The organism is Vicinamibacteria bacterium (assembly GCA_035570235.1).
Classification (GTDB): Bacteria; Acidobacteriota; Vicinamibacteria; order Fen-336; family Fen-336; genus DATMML01.
In genome coordinates, this window is the sequence record DATMML010000048.1 from 1 (window position 1) to 18,526 (window position 18,526).

The window sequence follows — 18,526 nt, forward strand, 5'->3', positions numbered from 1 at the left end:
GAAGGTTCATGCAACCTCTCCTGGTGGCAGACGTTCCGCCGACGCGCTCAAGCCTCGCGCAGGCCCGAGGCGGCCACGGACTGGGCGGGCAGTTTACTCGAGGGGTTGGCGGGCCGCCACCGCCACGCCGGTGAGGGTTGAAGCCAGGACGGCCCCTGCCCCGCAGAGGGAGGCGTCATTTCCGCAGCCGTCGTTGGCAGAAAGCCGGACAGCTCAAGGTGGCCCCAAGGCTGGTACCGAGCTATTCCCCGGTCGGAACTACGGCCGGAAGACGGGGCCGTTTTCAAACCACTGCCCCCCAGAGAGGGTCAGGATCGACTCCGGAAGCCCCTGTCGACTGCCCATGATCGCGCAGGACGCCAGGGTCTCGGGTAGTTCGAGGCCTTTTGGGAGCCTGGGATGTACGTGGGGGACGTAGCGGTCTTGCCACGGAGGCCCCAGCGGACACGCCCCTCGGCGTGGCGAGTCGCCAAACACCCGCGGCCTCGCTGGTCATGAGTCGCGGAGGGAACTGGCACGAGACTTGCTTCGTATTGAACGTAGGAGGAGGTGGCAAGACCATGACGAACGGAGGCCGGACTCTCACCTATCTAGGTATCGCCGTCGTAGGCGGCGTTGCCGGAGCCCTCGTGGGTCTCTTGACCGCGCCCGCCCGGGGCATCGAGACGCGACGCCGGCTGGGTGACGGGGCTGACGCTGTGGTGCGCTCAGGACACTACGCTATCGAAGGCGTGGCGGACTACCTGCAGGAAACCACGCGGAAGCTCAGCCGCGTCGTGAACGGCTGATCGTACATAGGGAGACCCCGAAGGAGTCTTTCGTTCCCGAGCCGGTGAGCCTGAGACGGCCAAACCTGGCTTCCCTCCCGGTTGATCCAAGGAGGATTTTCGAGGCGTTCGGCGCCCGGGTTGCACGCCTTCCTTATGCGAGGTGTCGACATCGCGCGCCGCGCCGCTTCACGCACGCCCTCAAGCCAGCTCTAACCCTACCAAGGCTTGCCCCGTCGGGGCGTGCTCGCGAACAAAGCGCCTTGGCCCCGGGGCCGTGATACACTCGCCCTGAAAATCGGGGGGGTTCGTTCTCCCTTGTCCAGAGCCGAGGCGCCGTGAGCCCGGTGGGCAAGATCGTGAGTTCAGCCCGGGCGACCCAAGACAAGACCGTGGCAGCGGACCTCCTCTTGAGGCCCTTGTGCAGACCCCCTAACGTCCGCCCCGCGTCGAAAAAGAGAAAGTTCGATATGCTGGGGAGGACGAGGGAGCGAGCCCTAAGGGACATCGTGAACGACAAGCTGCCCACCCATCCCCGCCCGGAGGCGTTCCTTCCCTAGAGGAGACCCGCGGATGTCCGGTAAGAAGAACAAGAAGTCGAAGCACCGGCCAGAGAAAGAGAAGAAGAAGGCGAAGGACAAGGCGAAAAAGGAGAAGAAGGGAAAAGTCGCGCTCCGGGCCAAGGCCAAGGCACCACCTACGCCCTTGAAGGCCGCGCGGCCGCAGGCCGCCGGAACACCGACCGCCGCCACCCCTGCCGCCAAGCCTTCGACCCCCGCCCGGCCCCACCCTCCGCGCAAAGGGGGAAGGAAGAGCTCCCTCTCCCAGCGGCGCGGTCCCGACGGCCAGTTGCTCGCTCCCGGGGAGCTGCTCCTCCCCGGCGGTCCCCTGCGGGGGGAGGAGATCCAGTATCTCTTCCGGGGCTGCGTGGCCGCGGAACACGCCGCGGGCGAGGCGGGCGTGAACGAGATCATCGCCAAGAAGGCTGCCCCCGACGCGGAGAGCGACCGCGCCGAGCTGCGGCGTTTCGCGGAGGGGATGGCGCAGCGATTCGACAGCGGGACGATCGAGCCCCTCCCCCCCATTCGCGGCGTCGTGCGCCGGAACTTCCAGGGGGTGGTGGAGCGGGCACGGTACCGCCGCCGGGAGATCGGCGCTTTCCTGCGCGGTTTGGACTTGGGCCGGACCGAGACCTCGCACATGGACTCCCACGGGGAGGCCAGCCTGCAGAGCCTCATGGAGTGGGCGGCCCGCCTGGAGAACCTGACCGAGGCCGACGAGCCCGACCAGGCGGACTACAACCAGTTCCACCGCGGTCTGGACCAGCTCGAGAACACCACCGAGGCCTTGATCGTCGACGTCGAGCTGACCCTGCGGCGCTTGCGCGATCGGAACCGGGCCTCCTAGGTTGAGCGCGGACACTCCCCCCCCCAACGCGGAGGGTCCCGATCCGCCGGGCCCCGGGGAAGAGCCCCGGCAGACCACGCCGTTCCTGGTTCTTCAGTTCTTCATTTTCCCCCTCGCCATCGTAGCCGTCTGCGTGGCCGTGTTCGTGGTCTTCGGCCTCATCGCGGGGGAGAGCCGGGGGGCGCGCGACTACCTGGCCGAGGTGCGGGGGGGGAGCGCCAACCGCCGCTGGCAGGCGGCATTCGAGCTGTCCAAGGTCCTCCAGGCCCGCAAGGATCCCGCTCTCTCCGACCCCCACTTCGCGGAGGAGGCGGTCCGGCTCTTCCGGGACTCCGGGACGGATGATCCGCGGGTGCGCCGCTACCTGGCTCTGGCCCTGGGCCGCTTGGGCGACCCGCGGGCGGTGCCTGCCCTGCTCGAGGCCGTCGAGGAGGGGGCGGACAAGGAGCGGCCGGTCGACGCCGAGATCCAGATCTACGCGGTCTGGGCCTTGGGAGCGATCGGGGACGTGGCTGCGCTTCCCAAGCTCGTCGCCCTCGCGGGCGGCGCGGATCCCGGGCTCCGCAAGGCCGCCGTCTACGCCTTGGGCGCCTTCCGGGGGGACGTGGCGCAGGACGCGCTGGTCAAGGCGCTCGGCGATGCCACCGAGGACGTGCGCTGGAACGCGGCGGTGGCTCTAGCCCGTTGGAGGGAGCCGCGGGCGGCCCCTGTCCTCCTCGAGATGATGGACCGCACCCATCTTGCGGAGGTGGATCGGCGCCTGCGCGAGGGGGGCCTCCCCGAGGGGCTCACCCCGGAGCAACGCGAGGAGGCCATCCTGCAGGCGGTGGGGGCGGCGGCCCTCCTGCCCACGCCCGCTCTCCGCTCCGAGCTGGAACGCCTCCGCGACGGCGATGAGAATCTGAAGGTGCGCGAGGCCGCAAGGCGAGCGCTGGCCCGACCGTGAGGGGCACGCTCGAGATGGCGTCCGTGTTCGCAAGGCTTGACATCAATCCCGCCGTGCGTAGAATGCCGCTACCTCCAGTGCCTACTTGGGATTACGAGCTCAAAGAAGAGGCTTCCCATGTCTGACGGCAAGGACTCCGCGCCCGCCGGTGCTCCCCCGCCTGCCGCGGCAGCAGCCCCCGCGGAAAAGGAGAAGGGCGGCCTCACCCGCCGCCTCTTCGTCTGGTCCCTGCCCCTGGGCTGGACGGCCTTCGCCGCCGCCACCGCCTCTGGCTTGATCGCCACCGCGCGCTCCCTTTTCCCGAACGTGCTCTTCGAGCCGCCCCAGTCCTTCAAAGTGGGTTTCCCCGGGGAGTACAACGTGGGTGAGGTGGACACTCGATGGAAGGACGCCTTCGGGGTGTGGATCGTGCGCAACGGCGACGGCTTCTATGCCTTGATCGCGGTCTGCACCCACTTGGGGTGCTCCCCCAACTGGCTGGCCGCAGAAAACAAATTCAAATGCCCCTGCCACGGGAGCGGGTTCTACATGAGCGGCGTCAATTTCGAGGGCCCCGCCCCCCGGCCTCTGGAGCGGGCCTCGATCGTGCTCGCCGACGACGGCCAGATCCTGGTGGACAAATCGGTGAAGTTCCAGCAGGAGAAGGGAGAATGGGACCTCCCGGGTGCGTTCCTGAAGGTGTAGTCGAGAGTCTCTAGCGAGGGTCAATGGCCACCAAGCCCCCCGATCCGTTCCTGTCCCGCACGTGGGACTACATCACCGAAACCCAGATCTGGAGGTCGATCTTCCGCCACGGCCTGCCCGCGACCAACCGGAATCGGGTCCTGGTGGTGATGACCAACGTCTTCCTTCACTTGCACCCGGTGAAGATCCGCAAGAGCGGGATCCGCCTGAAGTTCACCTGGTGCATGGGCGGCCTGACCTTCTTCCTGTTTCTGGTGGAGACCTTCACCGGTCTCCTCCTCATGTTCTATTACCGGCCGACCGTGGCCTTCGCCTACATGGACATCGTGGACCTGGCGGAGCAGGTGCCCCTCGGGATCATGCGCGAGATCCACCGCTGGGGGGCCCACGCCATGGTCATCACCGTCTGGCTCCACATGTTCCGGGTCTTCATGACGGGCTCCTACAAGCCCCCCCGGGAGTTCAACTGGAACGTGGGCGTGATCCTGCTCGTCTTGACCCTGCTCCTCTCCTTCACCGGCTACCTGCTCCCCTGGGACCAGCTCGCCATCTGGGCCATCACGGTGGGATCCAACATGGCGCGCGCCACGCCCCTGCTGGGGAGCGAGGGACCCGGCTCGCAGCTCCTTGTCTTAGGGAGCGTGAAGATGGTCCATGCGGGGTCAGACGCGAAGTTTGCCCTCCTGGGCGGGCGTTTCGTGGGGGAGGGAGCGCTGCTCCGCTTCTACGTCCTGCACTGCGTGGGAATTCCCCTCGTGGCGGGGATCCTGATGGCGATCCATTTCTGGAGGGTCCGGAAGGACGGCGGCATCTCCGGGCCCTTGTGAGGGTCGAAGCGTGGTCGAGGCCCTAAAAGGCGTCATCAACTCCCTCACCGCCCCGGAGATCTTCATCTCCCTGGCCGCCGTGTTCTTGCTCCTCTCTCTGCGATTCAAGGCCTTCTGGAAGCCCAAGGTGGCGGGCACGGTGGGGATCCTGGCCGTGCTCTTCGTGGCCGTCTCCATGCTCGATCCGAACTTCGCGAAGATCGTGAAGAAGCCGGACAACATCCCCATCGTGGCCATGCTCTTCCTGGTCGGCTTCTTCACCTGGCTCGCCATGTCGCAGGCCCAGAGAAACGACGAGCGCACGGCGAGGGGCGAGAAGCCCATGGAGGCCAGCAACGGGGAGGGGGAGAAGACCTGGGTCTGGCCGGATCTTGTCTATACCGAGCTGCTGTGCATGGTCATCGTGATGATCGTGCTCGTGATCTGGGGCATGGCCTTCCACGCCCCCATCGAGGAGCCGGCCAATCCCGCGCGCACCCCCAACCCCAGCAAGGCCCCCTGGTACTTCCTGGGCCTCCAGGAGATGCTCGTCTACTACGATCCCTGGCTGGCGGGTGTCGTCTTTCCCAGCCTGATCATCGTGGGCCTCATGGCCATCCCCTACCTCGACACGAATCCCAAGGGGAACGGCTATTTCACCTTCGCGGAGCGGAAGACGGAGGTCACCCTCTTCCTTTGGGGCTTCCTCATCCAGTGGGTGCTGCTCGTCATCCTGGGCACCTTTCTGCGGGGGCCCAACTGGAACTTCTTCGGACCCTACGAGTACTGGGACGTGCATAAGCTCCTGGCCCTGAACAACGTCAACCTCTCGGAATACGTCTGGATCCGGTTCCTGCACGCCCCGCTGCCCCAGAACATGTTCGTGCGCGAGGGGCCGGGCATCCTGGCCGTCCTTTTCTATGTCGTGGTGCTGCCGGGGATCCTGGCCAAGACCTTCCTCAAGCGCTTCCACGAGAAGATGGGGCCCTGGCGCTTCGCGCTCTTCGTGATGCTCTTCCTGGGCATGTTCGCCCTTCCCATCAAGATGATCCTGCGCTGGACGGTCAACCTGAAGTACATCGTGGCCATGCCCGAGATCTTCTTCAACATCTAGGGTCCGAGGAACCCCATGCCCCCCGCCAAGCACGAGCCCGGCCGCGACCCGGAGATGGCTAACCGGACGCAGACGCTCAACCTGGTCTTCGCGCTCTCCTCGCTCGGCATGCTCGTGGTCTTCTCCCTTATGATCTGGGCGGACTACGACCGGGAGTGGAAGACCTACCAGAGCACCTTCAACCGCCTGGACGTCAAGTACACCGAGCAGCAGATCCAGGAGGCCCTGGGCAAGGTGGACGCCGCCCGCCGCCAGGGCGTGCAGGCCGAGCTCCAGCAAGGGGACAAGGAGATCGCGGCCCGCCGGGCGGACATAGGCAAGGCCCAGGCCGAGGTGGAGAAGGCCCACGGGATCTGGTACGGCCTGGACCAGGAGTACCGATTCACCAAGGCCAACATCGACGTGCAGCGGTACGTGTACGACGAAGCGGCCCACCGCAACGAGAAGAGCGCCCCCCGCAAGAAGACCGACCTGGAGGCGCTCGAGAAGCACTGGACTGATCTGCGGGTGAAGGTAGAGGAGGCCAAGGCCAACGAGGACGCGGCCAAGTCGCGGGTGGCGGAGCTCGAGGCCACCAAGCTCGACGCGGAGAAGAAGCAGAAGGAGCTCTTCGCGGAGCGGGACCGGCTGGAGGAGAAGCTCCAGAAGATCCGGCCCAACTGGGTCTACTTTGTCCGGAACCTGCCCATCCTCGACCTCGCCAACCCCTCCCTCAAGATCAACCAGATCATGCCCGGGAACCTGATCGACGACGTGAACTTCACGGGCACGCCCAAGGTGGACCGGTGCACCACCTGCCACCTGGCCATCGACAAGAAGGGGTACGAGAACGCGCCCCAGCCCTTCCGCACCCACCCCGACTTCGAAACCTTCCTCCGGGGCCCCCACCCCATCGAAAAGGTGGGCTGCACCGCTTGTCACCAGGGACGGGGGCGGGCCACCGGCTTCCAGAACGCGGCCCACACGCCCTCCACCCGGGAGCAGGAGAAGGAGTGGGGCAAGTACACCCATAGCAAGGAGTACCAGGAGCTGAGGTTCTGGGATCTGCAAATGATGGCCCGTGGCCATACCGAGTCGCAGTGCCTGAAGTGCCACTCGGGCGTGGTGGAGGTGCCCAAGGCGGAGCACCTCAACACCGGCACTCTCCTGATAGAGAAGTACGGCTGTTTTGGCTGCCACAAGATCAAGGGCTGGGAGGGCCTGCGCAAGGTGGGGCCCGACCTCACCCGGGTCGTGACCAAGACCAACCCGGAGTGGATCGTGCGCTGGATCAAGGAGCCCCGTGGGTTCCGTCCCACCCGCATGCCCCAGATCTGGGACGTGCGCTTGGACGAGACAGCGGGCCAGAAGGCGCGCAACGACACGGAGGCGAGCGCGGTGGCCGCCTACGTGGTGGAGAAATCGGCCAAGGACGCCTACCCCGACCCTCCCCGGGGGGATCTACCCGCGGGGCGCAAGATCTTCGAGAGCGTGGGCTGCCTGGCCTGTCACCGGGTGGGTGACGACCGGCGCGGGATCGTGGGGCTGGAGGCCGCCGCGTTCCGCGAGCACGGGCCCAACCTGGCAGGGACGGGCAGCAAGGTGAAGGCGGGCTGGCTCTACGCATGGGTGCGCAACCCGAAGGGCTACTGGCACGACACCAAGATGCCCAACCTCCGCCTGAGCGAGAAGGAGGCCGCGGACGTCACGGCCTACCTCATGAGCCTCAAGAACGAGGCCTTCCTGGCCCGGCCGCGCCCCGCCTTCGACCAGAGCCTCCGGGACGAGATCGTGCTCGAGTACCTGAAGGCCCAGTTCACGGTGAAGCAGGCGGGCGAGCGGCTCGCGGCCATGGGGGACCAGGAGCGGACGCTCTTTCTGGGCGAGAAGACCATCGGTCGCTATGGCTGCTTCGGCTGCCACACCGTTACCGGCTTCGAGAAGTCCTCCCCGGTGGGGGTGGAGCTCACCGAGGAGGGATCGAAGCTGGTGGAGCGGCTGGACTTCGGTTTCGAGGAAGGCCGGATCGCCAACACCCTTCCCGCCTGGGTTCAACGCAAGCTGATGGAGCCCCGGGCCTTTGACCACGGCAAGGTGAAGCGGCCGGATGAGCTGCTCCGGATGCCCAAGTTCCACTTCGCGCCCGAGGAGGCGGACGCCATCGTCACCGGCGTGATGTCCTTCACCAAGGAGCAGGTGCCGCTGGCCGCCCAAAAGCAGCTGAGCGCGGACGAGAAGTACATCGAGAAAGGCCGGCGCCTGGTCCGCAACCTCAACTGCCAGGGGTGCCACCAGATCGGCGCCAAGGGGGGGACGATCAAGGCGGTGGTGACCGACCAGCTCGAGAGCTCAGGGGGGGACGTTCTGCAGGCCGTGGCCCTCTCCCCTCCCATGCTGTACAACGAGCAGTCCCGCTCGGGCGAAGGGGCACGGGTCCAGACCCCCTGGCTTCACGGCTTCCTGAAGGACCCCTCCAACAAGATCCGCCCCTGGCTTCAGATCCACATGCCCACCTTCGATTTCGAGGAGGAGGAGGTCAACGCCATCACCCGATACTTCGCGGCCCTGGATAGCGTCCCCTACCCCTACGAGCCAAAGCCCAAGCTGGACCCGGTCCTGGTGGCCACGGGCAAGGACCTCTTCGGCCGCTGGCAGTGCGTGCGCTGCCATGTGGTGGCGGGCAAGCTGCCCAACCAGGAGCCCGCGAATATGGCCCCCGACCTGGCCAAGGTCCCGGAGCGCCTGCGCACGGCCTGGATTGCGCAATGGCTGGCGGATCCCGGCCGAATACAGACGGGGACCCGGATGCCCGCCAACTTCCCCACCGATCCGTCCGAGAACGCCTACCCGGACATTCTGGGGGGGGACCAGAAGAAGCAGATCGAGGCCGTACGGTCATACCTGCTCACCTTGGGCTCACCGGGCACGCGCGTGGCTGAGGCGCATTGACCGAGGACCAGGAGACCCCGCTCCTCCCACCCTCCTATGCCTACACCCTGATCGTCGGGCCCGACAGCCGGGATCGGGCCTGGATCGAAAGCACCCTCATGCGGGGGGGCCTGGAGGTGGCGGCCTCCACGGAAGCCGACCTCCTTGCCGAGCCCGACATCGTACCTCCCCATCTCCTGGTCCTCGACGACGCCTCCGGCCACCCCCAGCTCAGGGAGACCTTCCAGCGCCTGCGGAGCCACCCCGCCCTGCACGGGGTCCCCTTCGTCATCTTGTCCTATGACGCCGGCATCGAGACCTTCTCGGACGCCATCAGCAAGGGGGCGGCCGCCTATTTGCTGAAGCCGGTCAGCCCCGAGGAATTGGTGTCCGCCGCCCACAAGATCACGGGCTGGCTCTCCTCGAGCGACCGCACGGAGAGGCGCCGCCGGATGCGGCGCCCGTTGCTGATGAAGGTGGAGATCGACATCCGGGCCCGCCGCATCAGGGTCCCCGGGCAGACCCTGGACGTGAGCAGCAGCGGCTGCCGGGTGGAGCTGGGCGAGCCGCTGGCGGTGGGCGACTTGGTGCGGGTCATCCTCCACGGCCCCTCGGAGACGACCCACCTCGCCCTCGGAGCGGAGGTGCGCCAGCACCGGGTGCTGGCGGACGGCACCCACGTGGCCGGCCTGAGATTCACGGGCACCACCGCCCTCCTCGCCGCGAAGCTGCTGGGCTTCGTTCACACGGGGGCCACCTAGAGCCCCTACGCCCACGGGCCTCTTTCGCCTGCCTCTCGTGAGGGCCAGGCCCCAGGCCTTTGAACGCTCCTAAGCCTTTCGCACGAGGCGATCCGTGTCTGCGTCCGCGGGATGGAAGCTCTCGACGCGCAGTTCCTGCAGGGTCACATCCTGGGGGGCGCCAAGGGTGGTCAGGGTTGTGAAGAAGCGTGCCTTGCATTCGCCGAGCCTGATCTCGAGGGGCAAGACCAGCGACGGAGCGGCCTCGAAGTCGGGCTGACGCCAGTCTGGAGGAACGCCCTCCGTGGCCAGAAGGTCCTGCAAGAGGGCGCCTGCCGCCTCGTTGCCGTTCCAGAGAACCTCGCGGTTCAAGCGTCCGAGGATTTCGCTCGCGACCCGGGTCCAGTTTTCGATGTGAGGCCGGAAGCCTCGGGGGTCAAAAAGCAGCCTCAGGGCGTTCGGCCGGGGCGGCGGGATGAAGGTCAAGGGCGCCGGCGCCTGGGCGGGGGTCGACATTCCCGCGAGCAACCCTGCGTAGGGCGCGTTGACCATCACGATGTCCCACTGCCGGTCTAAGGCAACGGCGGCGAAGGGCTCGTGCTGGCGCAGTATCAGCTGGAGCGCGTGCCGCATGCCATCCATCTCGGGCTCGGTGAGGGATGTCTCGCGGTAGACGGCGGCGAAGCCGGCGGCCTGGAGAAGCAGGTTCGATTCACGGAAGGGAAGATCGAGAACGCTGCTCAGGCGCAGCAGCATCTCGCGGCTCGGTTTCGCGCGGCCGCTCTCCAGAAAGCTCAAGTGCCGAGGGGAGACATCGGCGGCCAGGGCCAGCTCGAGCTGGCTCAGTCGCCGAGCGTTCCTCCATTTCTTGAGGAGAGGTCCGATCCTGCCTTCCTGTCTGCCTGCCTCCGTTCCAGCCTTCATATCGACCAGGGTAGCTCGTCAAGCCGCAGCCCGCCATTACCTGGCAGGTAATTGAAACGAGGACTCCGGCGTCCGATCTTGTGTAAGGAGGCGCTGGGCTTCCCTGGGACCGGGCCTGATCAACCGCATGTCCTCTCCGGTGGCTCACGTCCCGTCGGCCAGCGCGGGCCTTATGAGGCAAGCACAAATGCCGGGCCTTTCGTGATGTCATCGCCACGCCGAACCCATTTCGCGCGGTGGAAGCGAATCGCCTTGTGGGTCGGCGCCTTTTCGCTCCTGGTCGTCACCTGCGCGGTCGGGTGGCTCCTCCTGGCCCCGTATGCTGACCTAAGGACGGACGAGATAAGGCAGAAGGGGCTGGACCCGACGCTGGCCGCCCGCGGGCGAGAGCTGCTGCTCGCGGCCGCGCGCTCTCACGGACTGGAGGCCTGGCAAAAGCATCGCTCGTTCGAGGCCACCGCGGTCGACTCCTGGCCCTCGGGAAGCCCCTGGTGGCCCGGATCACCCCAGCGCTTCCATGCCCAGCGGCGCTTGGGCACGTTCACTTCGCGGGTGGAGCTGCTCGATGGTGCCCGCCAGGGGGAGACCTGGGGCATTCAAAGCTGGGCCGCCTACAAAACACAGGGCGCCAACAAGGCCCGCTTCGCCCCCGACCGGGCGATCGAGTTCTACCTTCCCACCCTTCAGTACTTTGACGAGCTTCCCTTTCGCATGCTGGCCGCGCCCGTCATCCTCTATGCCGGTGAAGGCCAATACCTCGGGACTACGTATCAGAGAGTGTTTGTGACCTGGGGCTCGCTCGCGCCCCACGCCGAGCACGATCAGTACGTCCTCTGGATCAATCCTGCGAGCCGCCTGATCGACGTCGTGCGCTACACGCTTCGGGACGCGGTGCCGCTGAGCTCCCCCGTGATGCGCCCCTTAATGAAGGTGTTTGCCGCCGGCACCATTCACTTCGGCGCCTACCGCCGTCAGGATGGGGTGATGGTCGCTTTCGAGCAGACGGTCACGCTGCCCCCACCCGAGGAAACCCGCCCGCCGCTATCGGAGAACTACTTTCACCGCATCGTCATCGAGAGCGCCCGCTTCGACAGCTTCGACCCCGAGCTACTGAGCTTGGATCCCACGCGGCGGGAAGTGGGGGACGCCAAGCCCTGAAAGCGCGATCGCCACCCTGTGGCGGTCGCTTCAGAGTCGCTGCTCGATCTCGTGCACGAGGGCGGAGAAGAGGGTGACCACGTCCTCGTTGGCCCTCCGCAAGCGGGTGGCCAGACGCTCCGCCACCCGGCGGGTAACGGCGAGGCCCGCGTCCGGATAGCGATCCCCGAAGGCCAGGAAGCGCTCGCGGCCGACGACCAGGAACTCGCAGTCCGTCTCCGTGATCACCGTGGCGGAGCGGATGTCACGGTCGAGAAGGCTGAGCTCGCCGAAGAAGTTCCCCTCCTTGAGGACCCTCACCGTGTAGGGGTCCCGGTAGGGGGTGAGCTTCTCGGTGCGCACGCGTCCCTTGAGGATCACGAAGAGCTGATCCCCCTCGCTTCCCTCCCGAATCACGATGTCGCCCGCGCGGGCCTTCTTGACCTCGGTGACCTCGGCCAGATGTTCGACCGCACTCTCGGTCAGCCCCCCGAAGAGCGAGCAGGCGAGGAGCCCCTCCCGAACCTCCCCGCTCATGCCGCTCCTCCCCTCCGCCGGCCAATGATGATGCCCCGGGCGTGCTCCGGGATGAGGTACCCGTCGGGCGGATTCAACACCGGCTTGTTGGAGACGAGGTCCTTGACCCCCCGCAGGTTCTCGAGCAGGGTGGCCACGTTCTCCGTCTTCTGGGCCGCCCGCAGGGCCTGACGCTTGATGGCCAGCGACTGGCCGGTGTTCTCGAGGACGCCGATGAGGAGGTCCCCGCCCGCGGCCTTGAAGTGCGCGGCCAGCTCCGCGAAGGTCTTGCCCACGAACCCCGCCGGGATGGGCACTGTGGCCATCCCGTGGGGGTCCGCGATGTTGAGAAGGTCGTGCAGGACCTGGGAGAGACCCGCGGAAACGGAGGCGTTCACGAGCATGAAGCGGCCGTACTCTCGGGAGAGGATGATCTCGTCGCAGCGAGCGAGCCGGAGATGCTCGATGAACTTCCGATCCAGGACCTCCGCGTAGGTGTAGACGTCGGGGGCCAGGTTCTCCAGGTTCATGACCGCCATGACCGTGCGTGCGTCCACCTCCTGGTCGGAGCGGTCCCCCGCCTCGTCGGCCAGGACCAGGACCCGCGAGGCGTGGGCCACCCCCGCCCGCTGCTGGACCGCGGGGTCGATGGAGTCCCCGTGGATGTAGACCAGGCCGGGAAAGCGTCCCCGGAGCTCCTCGTTGACCAGATCCCCCGCCTGGTTCACGAGGACCAGCTTCCCGGGGCCGAGTTCGGGGTGGGCGGTCAGGAGGTCCTGGACGAACAGGCCCATGTCGGTCTTCCAGCCCAGGATGACAACGTGTCCTTTGAGATCGTGTGCGTCGGTCAAGCCGCGGCCCTCCTTGATCTTCCGATCCACGAGCGCGCTCGCGATCTTACCGGTGACGGTGCCGACCAGGCCGATCCCCACCAGAACCACGACGAAGGCGAGGGCCCGTCCCGTATGGGTGATCGGATACTTGTCGCCGTAACCGATGGTGGTCAGGGTCACCACCGACCACCAGAGCCCATCCTCTAGGTTCTTGAACTGGTCGTTGGTCCCCCGCTCCGCGAAGTAGATCGCGGGGGCCCCCAGCAGGAGGACGCCCAGGAAGTAGGCGGTCAGGCGGGGGATGTTCTCGGCTTGGAGCTGAGCCCAGAACCGGTGCCAGCGCTCGAGGAGGCGGGGAGGTTGCCCGGTCTCAGGAAAATTCATTTTGACGTGGGCCTATCTTATCGCTCATCGGCCCGGGGGAGAGAGTCGTCAGACGAACGCGCGGAAGACCTCGTTGGAGACGAGTACACCCCTCCGGGTGAGGCGCAGCCGCCCCTCCACGGCCTCCAGGAGACCCGCCTCCAGGGGATCGCGGAGGGCCTCCGCGTACTCCGTGAGGGGGTCTAGCTGGTAGCGGCGCCGGAAGTCGGGAAGGTCGATGCCCGCCCGGCGCCTTAGGCCGGTGAAGAGGGCCTCCCCCGCGCGCTCCCGGGGGCCGAGCACGCGCTCCCCGGCGACGGCGGCCGCCCCCGCCTCCAAGGCCCGGCAGTAGCCACCGTAGGTCTCCTGGTTCCAGTAGCGCCGCCCGTCCTGGTAGCTGTGGGCCGCCATCCCGAAGCCGAGGAAGGGGGCGTCCTCCCAGTACTTGCGGTTGTGCCGCGACTCGCGGCCCGGGCGTGCGAAGTTCGAGATCTCGTAGCGCTCCAGGCCCAGGGCGGCCAGGGCCTCGACCGTCTCGTCGTAGAGGTCGGCGACGAGATCGTCGGGGGGAAGGAGGAGCGCTCCCTGCCGAGCGCGGTGGGAGAGCAGGGTGCGGCCCTCCACCTCCAGAAGGTAGACGCTCACGTGGTCGGGTTCGAGCGCGGTCAGGCTCTCCACGTTGGAGCGCCAGCGCTCGCTCGTCTCCCCCGGCCAGCCCAGGATCAAGTCCACAGAGACGTTCTCGATCCCGGCCCCGCGCGCCGCGGCGAGGGCGAGGGCGGCGTCGCTCCCGGTGTGGAACCGGCCCATCTCCCGGAGCACGGGGTCGGAGAAGGACTGCACGCCCAGGCTCAAGCGGTTGACCCCCATCTCCCGGAGCGCCCGGTAGCCCGCGTAGTCGAGGTCGCGCGGGTTGGCCTCCAGCGTGATCTCGGCGTCCTCTCCCAGACGGAAGAGGGTGCGGGCGGCCTCCACCAGCCGGGCCAGCCGAGGGGCGGCCAGGAGGCTAGGAGTCCCCCCCCCGAAGTAGAGGGTGTCCGCGGGGGCGGGGGCTCCCCCCGCCGCCCCCTTCATCTCTTTGATAACTGCCTGAAGGTACCGCTCCTGCCGATCCTGGTCGGGGCGGCGGGGATCGATGGCGAAATGGCAGTACGTGCACTTCGCCTCGCAGAACGGGATGTGGAGATAGAGGCCGATCGGCTCCGCGCTCGCGCTCACCGCTCCGAGGGACCGCCGCGGACCGCCACCTGCAGCCCCTCCTGGCGCTGGCGCCGGAAGTCGGGCCCGTGCATGGGCAGGACCACGCACATCTCCATGAGGCGGGAGCGCAGCCGCTGCCCGATCCGCTCGACCAGGAACTCCCGGCGGGCCAGGAAATCCGCAGCCACCACCTTCTCCTTGTCCGCATCGTGATAGTTGGTGGTGATGAGGGTGGCCCGTTTCGACAGGTAGCGGCTGTTCAGGATGTAGAAGAGGGTGTCGTTCATCCAGTCCGTCATCTTCCAGGCCCCGAGGTCGTCGAGGAGGAGAAGGTCGGTCTCCACCACCGGCTCCAGGACCTGGAGCTCGGTGGTCTTGGTCTCGGGGTTGTAGGAGTTTCGAATCTCCCGAATGAGCTCGTTGAAGTCCCAGAACTGGCCGCGCACGCCCTTGGCGGTCACCAGCTCGCGCAGCACGGCCACGGCGAGGTGGGTCTTTCCCACCCCGTTGTCACCGGTGAAGAGCAGACCCAGGCCTTCGTTCACGGCCCCCAGGAACGGATAGCCATGGCAGTAGCTCAGGGCTTTCTCCAGGGCGGCGGTCAGGGAGGTGTTGCCGGGCTCGAAGCCGGCGAGCGAGCACTCCTCGTAGCGGAGCGGGATCCGGCAGGCGGCCACGAGGGCGTCCGCCCCCGAGGCCCCCCCGTCGGGGCGGCGGCACGCGCAGGCCTGGGCGTAGTCGCGCCCGTCGCGGCTCACGATTTCGAAACCGGTTCCTCCGCACCGTGGGCAGGTCAATTCAAGTACCCCCGGAGGCCCTGGGCCTCCCGGTTGCGCCGCAGCTTCTCCTTGGCCTTGCTCTCGATCTGGCGGATGCGCTCCCGCGACAGCCCCAGCGCCTCTCCGATCTCCTGCAGGGTCCGGGGCTCCTCCCCGTCCAGGCCGAAGCGCATGCGGATCACCTCCCTCTCCTTCTCCTCCAGCTCCGCCACCATGGCCTGGATCTGCTCCTCGAAGGAGGTGCGGATCATCTCCAGCTCCACGGAGGGGATGGTGTCCTGCTCCAGGGTGTCCCCAAACTCCATGCTTCCGTCCTCCCCCACCGCACTGGAGAGGGACACGTCGTCCCCCGAAGCCAGGAGCAGGTTCTTGACTTGCTCTTCCGAAAGCTCGGTCTTGCGGGCCAGCTCCTCGGTGGTGGGGGGCCGCTCCAGCTCTACCGCGAGGCCCTCCCGGGCCCTCTCCACCTTGGAGACCTGGCCGGAGAGCTTCTGGGGCAGGCGGAAGACCCGGGAGTGCTCGGAGAGGGCGTGAAAGATGGCTTGCCGCACCCACCAGACCGCGTAGGAGATGAACTTGACGTTGCGCTCGGGGTCGAAGCGCTTCGCCGCTTCCATGAGCCCCAGGCTCCCCTCATGGATGAGGTCCAGGAAGGAGAGACCCAGCCCGCGATAGCGCTTGGCGTAGGAGACCACGAAGCGCAGGTTGGATTCGACCAGGCGCTTCAAAGCTTCCTGGTCGCCCTGCTGGATCCGCCGTCCCAGCACCTTCTCGTCCTCTGCGCTCAGGGGCTTGAACTTCGCGATCTCCCGGATGTAGGCGTTGAGGCTGTCCCCGGTGGCCTCGCGCGCCCGGGGCCGGACGCTCTTCGTCGCCTTCGCCGTGCTCTTTCGTGTTTTCTTGACCACGGACATGGCGCTGCCCCGGGGAGGAACTCAGATTATAGACCCCCTAGGTTGGTTCGGGAGGCGTTTTCACGATGTGGGTGGGGGGTAGCTTCACCAGCGCCTGCTGGAATCGCTCCTGCCAGCCCTCCTGGTTGGCCCGCAGCAGCTCCTGCCGGACGTAGGTCACGAACTCGCTCACTTCCGCCTGCATCTGCTCCATCTTCCGCCGCATGTTCTGGACGATCTCCACCCCGGCCAGGTTCACGCCCAGGTCGCGGGTGAGGTTCAGGATCACCTCCAGCTGGCGGAGGTCCTCCTCGGAGTAGAGACGGGTGTTGCCCTCCGTGCGGGACGGCTTCAGGAGGCCCTCCCGCTCGTAGAGCCGGAGGGTCTGCGGATGGATGCCGTAGTTCTTGGCCACGACGCTGATCATGTAGAACTTTCCCGCCCCGGGCGGGGCCGGGCGCGGAGGAGAGCTCTCGAGGCGGTGGCGGCGCCGCGCCATCGTCACCTCCCGGCCCCGCCGGGGGCGGGGCCGGACTTGCGGGGATCGTGCGGGTTCAGGCGGGCAAACTCCAAGAGCAACTCGCGGCTGCGGTCATCCCGGACGGTGGGGACGAAGATCCGCGCCTCCACGAACAAGTCTCCCCGACCCTTGTCCCCCAGCTTGGGCACCCCGCGCTTGCGCAGCCGGAAGCGCTGGCCGTTCTGGGTCCCGGCCGGAAGCTCGATGGTGACGGGACCGTCGGGGGTGGGGACCTCGATGTGCGCCCCCAGGGCCGCCTCCGTGATGCCCACGGGCACGGCGCAGTGGAGATCCTCGCCCTCGCGCCGGAAGAGGGGGTGGGGCTCCACTTCCACCGCCAGGACGAAGTCACCGGGGGGCCCGCCTCGCCGCCCGGCGTTGCCGCAGCCGGGGACGCGCACGCGGCTCTTGTCCCCCACCCCGGGCGGGATCTTGACCTCCAGCCACTCGCTGGCCATGAGGCGCCCCTCCCCTCGGCAGCGCTCGCAGGGCTTGCGCTGAAGGTTGCCCGTGGCCCCGCACTCGGCGCAGCGGCGCGAGAAGATCATGTGGCCGCGGCTGCCCCGAACCTGGCCCGAACCCTGGCAGCGCGGGCAGGGCACGGGCCCGAACGCCACCTCCCCCGCGCCCTGGCAGAGGGGGCAGTGCTCCTGGCGCACCAGGTGGACGCGACGCTGGGTCCCGGCCAGCGACTCCTCGAAGGTGAGCCGCGTGGCCTGCTCGAGGTCCTCCCCGCGCAGGGGCCCCGCCTCCGGCCGGTCCCCCGAGGGCCGGAGCACGCCGTCGAAGATCTCGCGGAAGCCGACGCTCTCCACCCTCACTTCGGCGGAGAAGTCGAAGCCCTCGAAGCCTCCCTCGGGAAGGGGGGTGGCGGGATCGGGGGTTCTCTCCCCGCGGTCGTAGGCCGCCCGCCGCTCGGAGTCGGAGAGGACCTCGAAGGCCCGGGACACCGAGCGGAAGCGCTCGGCCGCCTCCGGATCGCCGGGGTTGAGATCGGGATGCAGCGCCCGCGCGAGCCTCTGGTAGGCGCGGCGGAGCTCCGTCTCGCTGGCGGTGCGGCGGACTCGGAGCAGCTCGTAGAGGTCCATACCTTTACTTCTTGTCCACGACCTCCGCGTCGATCACGTCCCCGCCGTCGGTCTTGTCGCGGGGGCCCTCGCCGCCGGGCGAGCCCGGACCCTCGGCCGGCCCGCCCGCGGCCTTCTGATAGAGCAGCTCGGCCATGCGGTGGGAGGCCTTGGTGAGGTCCTCGAGCGCGCGATCGATGGCCTCCCGACTGCCCGCCTCGACCGCCTTGCGCGCGGCCTCCAGGGCCTTCTCCGCCGCCGCCGCCTCCGCCTCCGGCAGCTTGTCCCGGTTTTCCTTGAGCGTCTTCTCGGTCGTGTAGATGAGGCTGTCCGCCCGGTTCCGGGACTCGATCTCGTCGCGCCGCTTCTGATCCTCGTCCGCGTGGGCCTGGGCATCCTTCACCATCCGCTCCACGTCCTCCTTGGCCAGGCCGGAGGAGGCGGTGATGGTGATGGCCTGGGACTTGCCCGTGCCCCGGTCCTTGGCGGAGACATTGACGATGCCGTTGGCGTCGATGTCGAAGGTCACCTCGATCTGGGGCACGCCCCGTGGGGCGGAGGGGATCCCCACCAGCTGGAACTTGCCGAGCGTCCGGTTGTCCGTGGCCAGGGGCCGCTCGCCCTGGAGGACGTGGATCTCCACCGAGTTCTGATTGTCGGCGGCGGTGGAGAAGACCTCCGTCTTCTTGGTGGGAATCGTGGTGTTGCGCTCGATGAGCCGGGTCATCACGCCCCCCAGGGTCTCGATCCCCAGGGAGAGGGGAGTGACATCCAGGAGGAGAACGTCCTTCACGTCCCCGGCCAGGATCCCGGCCTGGATGGCGGCCCCCACCGCGACCACCTCGTCGGGGTTCACGCCCTTGTGGGGCTCCTTGCCGAAGGTGTCCCGGACTAGCTTCTGGATCCGCGGCATGCGGGTCATG

Annotated in this window: 18 protein-coding genes; 9 read left to right on the top strand and 9 right to left on the bottom strand. The window is 67.6% G+C overall.

Features of this window, described 5'->3' with window-relative positions; all coding sequences use genetic code 11:
• Nucleotides 1-560 precede the first annotated feature (560 nt).
• The 8 genes from VN461_09300 (at nucleotide 561) to VN461_09335 (ending at nucleotide 9,392) form a co-directional block, all read left to right on the top strand.
• Entirely contained in the window at nucleotides 561-788 is a 228-nt protein-coding gene (locus VN461_09300; GenBank protein ID HXB54964.1) for a YtxH domain-containing protein, read from the top strand.
• 552 nt (nucleotides 789-1,340) lie between these two features.
• A complete protein-coding gene (locus VN461_09305) occupies nucleotides 1,341-2,174 on the top strand; it encodes a hypothetical protein (protein ID HXB54965.1) in 834 nt (277 codons plus the stop codon).
• A gap of 1 nt (nucleotide 2,175) precedes the next feature.
• The gene (locus VN461_09310; GenBank protein HXB54966.1) at nucleotides 2,176-3,120 is read left to right on the top strand and encodes a HEAT repeat domain-containing protein; all 945 of its coding nucleotides are present in this window, start codon (nucleotides 2,176-2,178) and stop codon (nucleotides 3,118-3,120) included.
• Between the two features lie 117 nt (nucleotides 3,121-3,237).
• A complete protein-coding gene (locus VN461_09315; protein HXB54967.1) occupies nucleotides 3,238-3,804 on the top strand; it encodes a ubiquinol-cytochrome c reductase iron-sulfur subunit in 567 nt (188 codons plus the stop codon).
• Nucleotides 3,805-3,827: 23 nt separating this feature from the next.
• Nucleotides 3,828-4,631, top strand: a complete 804-nt coding sequence (locus tag VN461_09320) for a cytochrome b N-terminal domain-containing protein (GenBank protein ID HXB54968.1) — start codon at nucleotides 3,828-3,830, stop codon at nucleotides 4,629-4,631.
• A gap of 10 nt (nucleotides 4,632-4,641) precedes the next feature.
• Nucleotides 4,642-5,724, top strand: coding sequence for a hypothetical protein (locus VN461_09325; GenBank protein HXB54969.1), 1,083 nt, complete (start codon nucleotides 4,642-4,644; stop codon nucleotides 5,722-5,724).
• Between the two features lie 15 nt (nucleotides 5,725-5,739).
• Entirely contained in the window at nucleotides 5,740-8,652 is a 2,913-nt protein-coding gene (locus VN461_09330) for a c-type cytochrome (protein HXB54970.1), read from the top strand.
• On the top strand, nucleotides 8,649-9,392 hold the full coding sequence (locus VN461_09335) for a PilZ domain-containing protein (protein HXB54971.1): 744 nt from the start codon (nucleotides 8,649-8,651) through the stop codon (nucleotides 9,390-9,392). The genes VN461_09330 and VN461_09335 overlap by 4 nt, the downstream gene beginning before the upstream one ends.
• Nucleotides 9,393-9,461: 69 nt before the next feature.
• Here VN461_09335 and VN461_09340 read toward each other — a convergent pair whose 3' ends face one another.
• Entirely contained in the window at nucleotides 9,462-10,295 is an 834-nt protein-coding gene (locus VN461_09340) for a helix-turn-helix transcriptional regulator (protein ID HXB54972.1), read from the bottom strand.
• 252 nt (nucleotides 10,296-10,547) lie between these two features.
• Here VN461_09340 and VN461_09345 point away from each other — a divergent pair, with 252 nt between their 5' ends.
• Nucleotides 10,548-11,453 (top strand): hypothetical protein, encoded by a 906-nt coding sequence (locus tag VN461_09345; GenBank protein ID HXB54973.1) that lies wholly within the window; start codon nucleotides 10,548-10,550, stop codon nucleotides 11,451-11,453.
• A 30-nt stretch (nucleotides 11,454-11,483) separates the two neighbouring features.
• On the opposite strand, the gene VN461_09350 is transcribed toward VN461_09345, so the two are convergent.
• From VN461_09350 to VN461_09385, 8 genes are all read right to left on the bottom strand, one after another.
• Complete coding sequence (locus VN461_09350) at nucleotides 11,484-11,969, bottom strand: cyclic nucleotide-binding domain-containing protein (protein ID HXB54974.1); 486 nt, start codon at nucleotides 11,967-11,969, stop codon at nucleotides 11,484-11,486.
• Nucleotides 11,966-13,165, bottom strand: a complete 1,200-nt coding sequence (locus VN461_09355; protein HXB54975.1) for a potassium channel family protein — start codon at nucleotides 13,163-13,165, stop codon at nucleotides 11,966-11,968. The genes VN461_09350 and VN461_09355 overlap by 4 nt, the downstream gene beginning before the upstream one ends.
• Nucleotides 13,166-13,213: 48 nt before the next feature.
• Nucleotides 13,214-14,362, bottom strand: coding sequence for a radical SAM family heme chaperone HemW (gene hemW, locus VN461_09360; GenBank protein ID HXB54976.1), 1,149 nt, complete (start codon nucleotides 14,360-14,362; stop codon nucleotides 13,214-13,216).
• Nucleotides 14,359-15,102 (bottom strand): ATP-binding protein, encoded by a 744-nt coding sequence (locus VN461_09365; protein HXB54977.1) that lies wholly within the window; start codon nucleotides 15,100-15,102, stop codon nucleotides 14,359-14,361. The genes hemW and VN461_09365 overlap by 4 nt, the downstream gene beginning before the upstream one ends.
• A 35-nt stretch (nucleotides 15,103-15,137) precedes the next feature.
• Nucleotides 15,138-16,037: an RNA polymerase sigma factor RpoD/SigA gene (locus VN461_09370; protein ID HXB54978.1), complete on the bottom strand. Its 900-nt coding sequence runs from the start codon at nucleotides 16,035-16,037 to the stop codon at nucleotides 15,138-15,140.
• A 37-nt stretch (nucleotides 16,038-16,074) separates the two neighbouring features.
• Nucleotides 16,075-16,443: a helix-turn-helix transcriptional regulator gene (locus VN461_09375; protein HXB54979.1), complete on the bottom strand. Its 369-nt coding sequence runs from the start codon at nucleotides 16,441-16,443 to the stop codon at nucleotides 16,075-16,077.
• A 74-nt stretch (nucleotides 16,444-16,517) separates the two neighbouring features.
• Complete coding sequence (locus VN461_09380) at nucleotides 16,518-17,624, bottom strand: J domain-containing protein (GenBank protein HXB54980.1); 1,107 nt, start codon at nucleotides 17,622-17,624, stop codon at nucleotides 16,518-16,520.
• A gap of 4 nt (nucleotides 17,625-17,628) precedes the next feature.
• Nucleotides 17,629-18,526 (bottom strand): Hsp70 family protein (locus VN461_09385; protein ID HXB54981.1); only part of this gene is annotated, 898 nt, incomplete at its 5' end.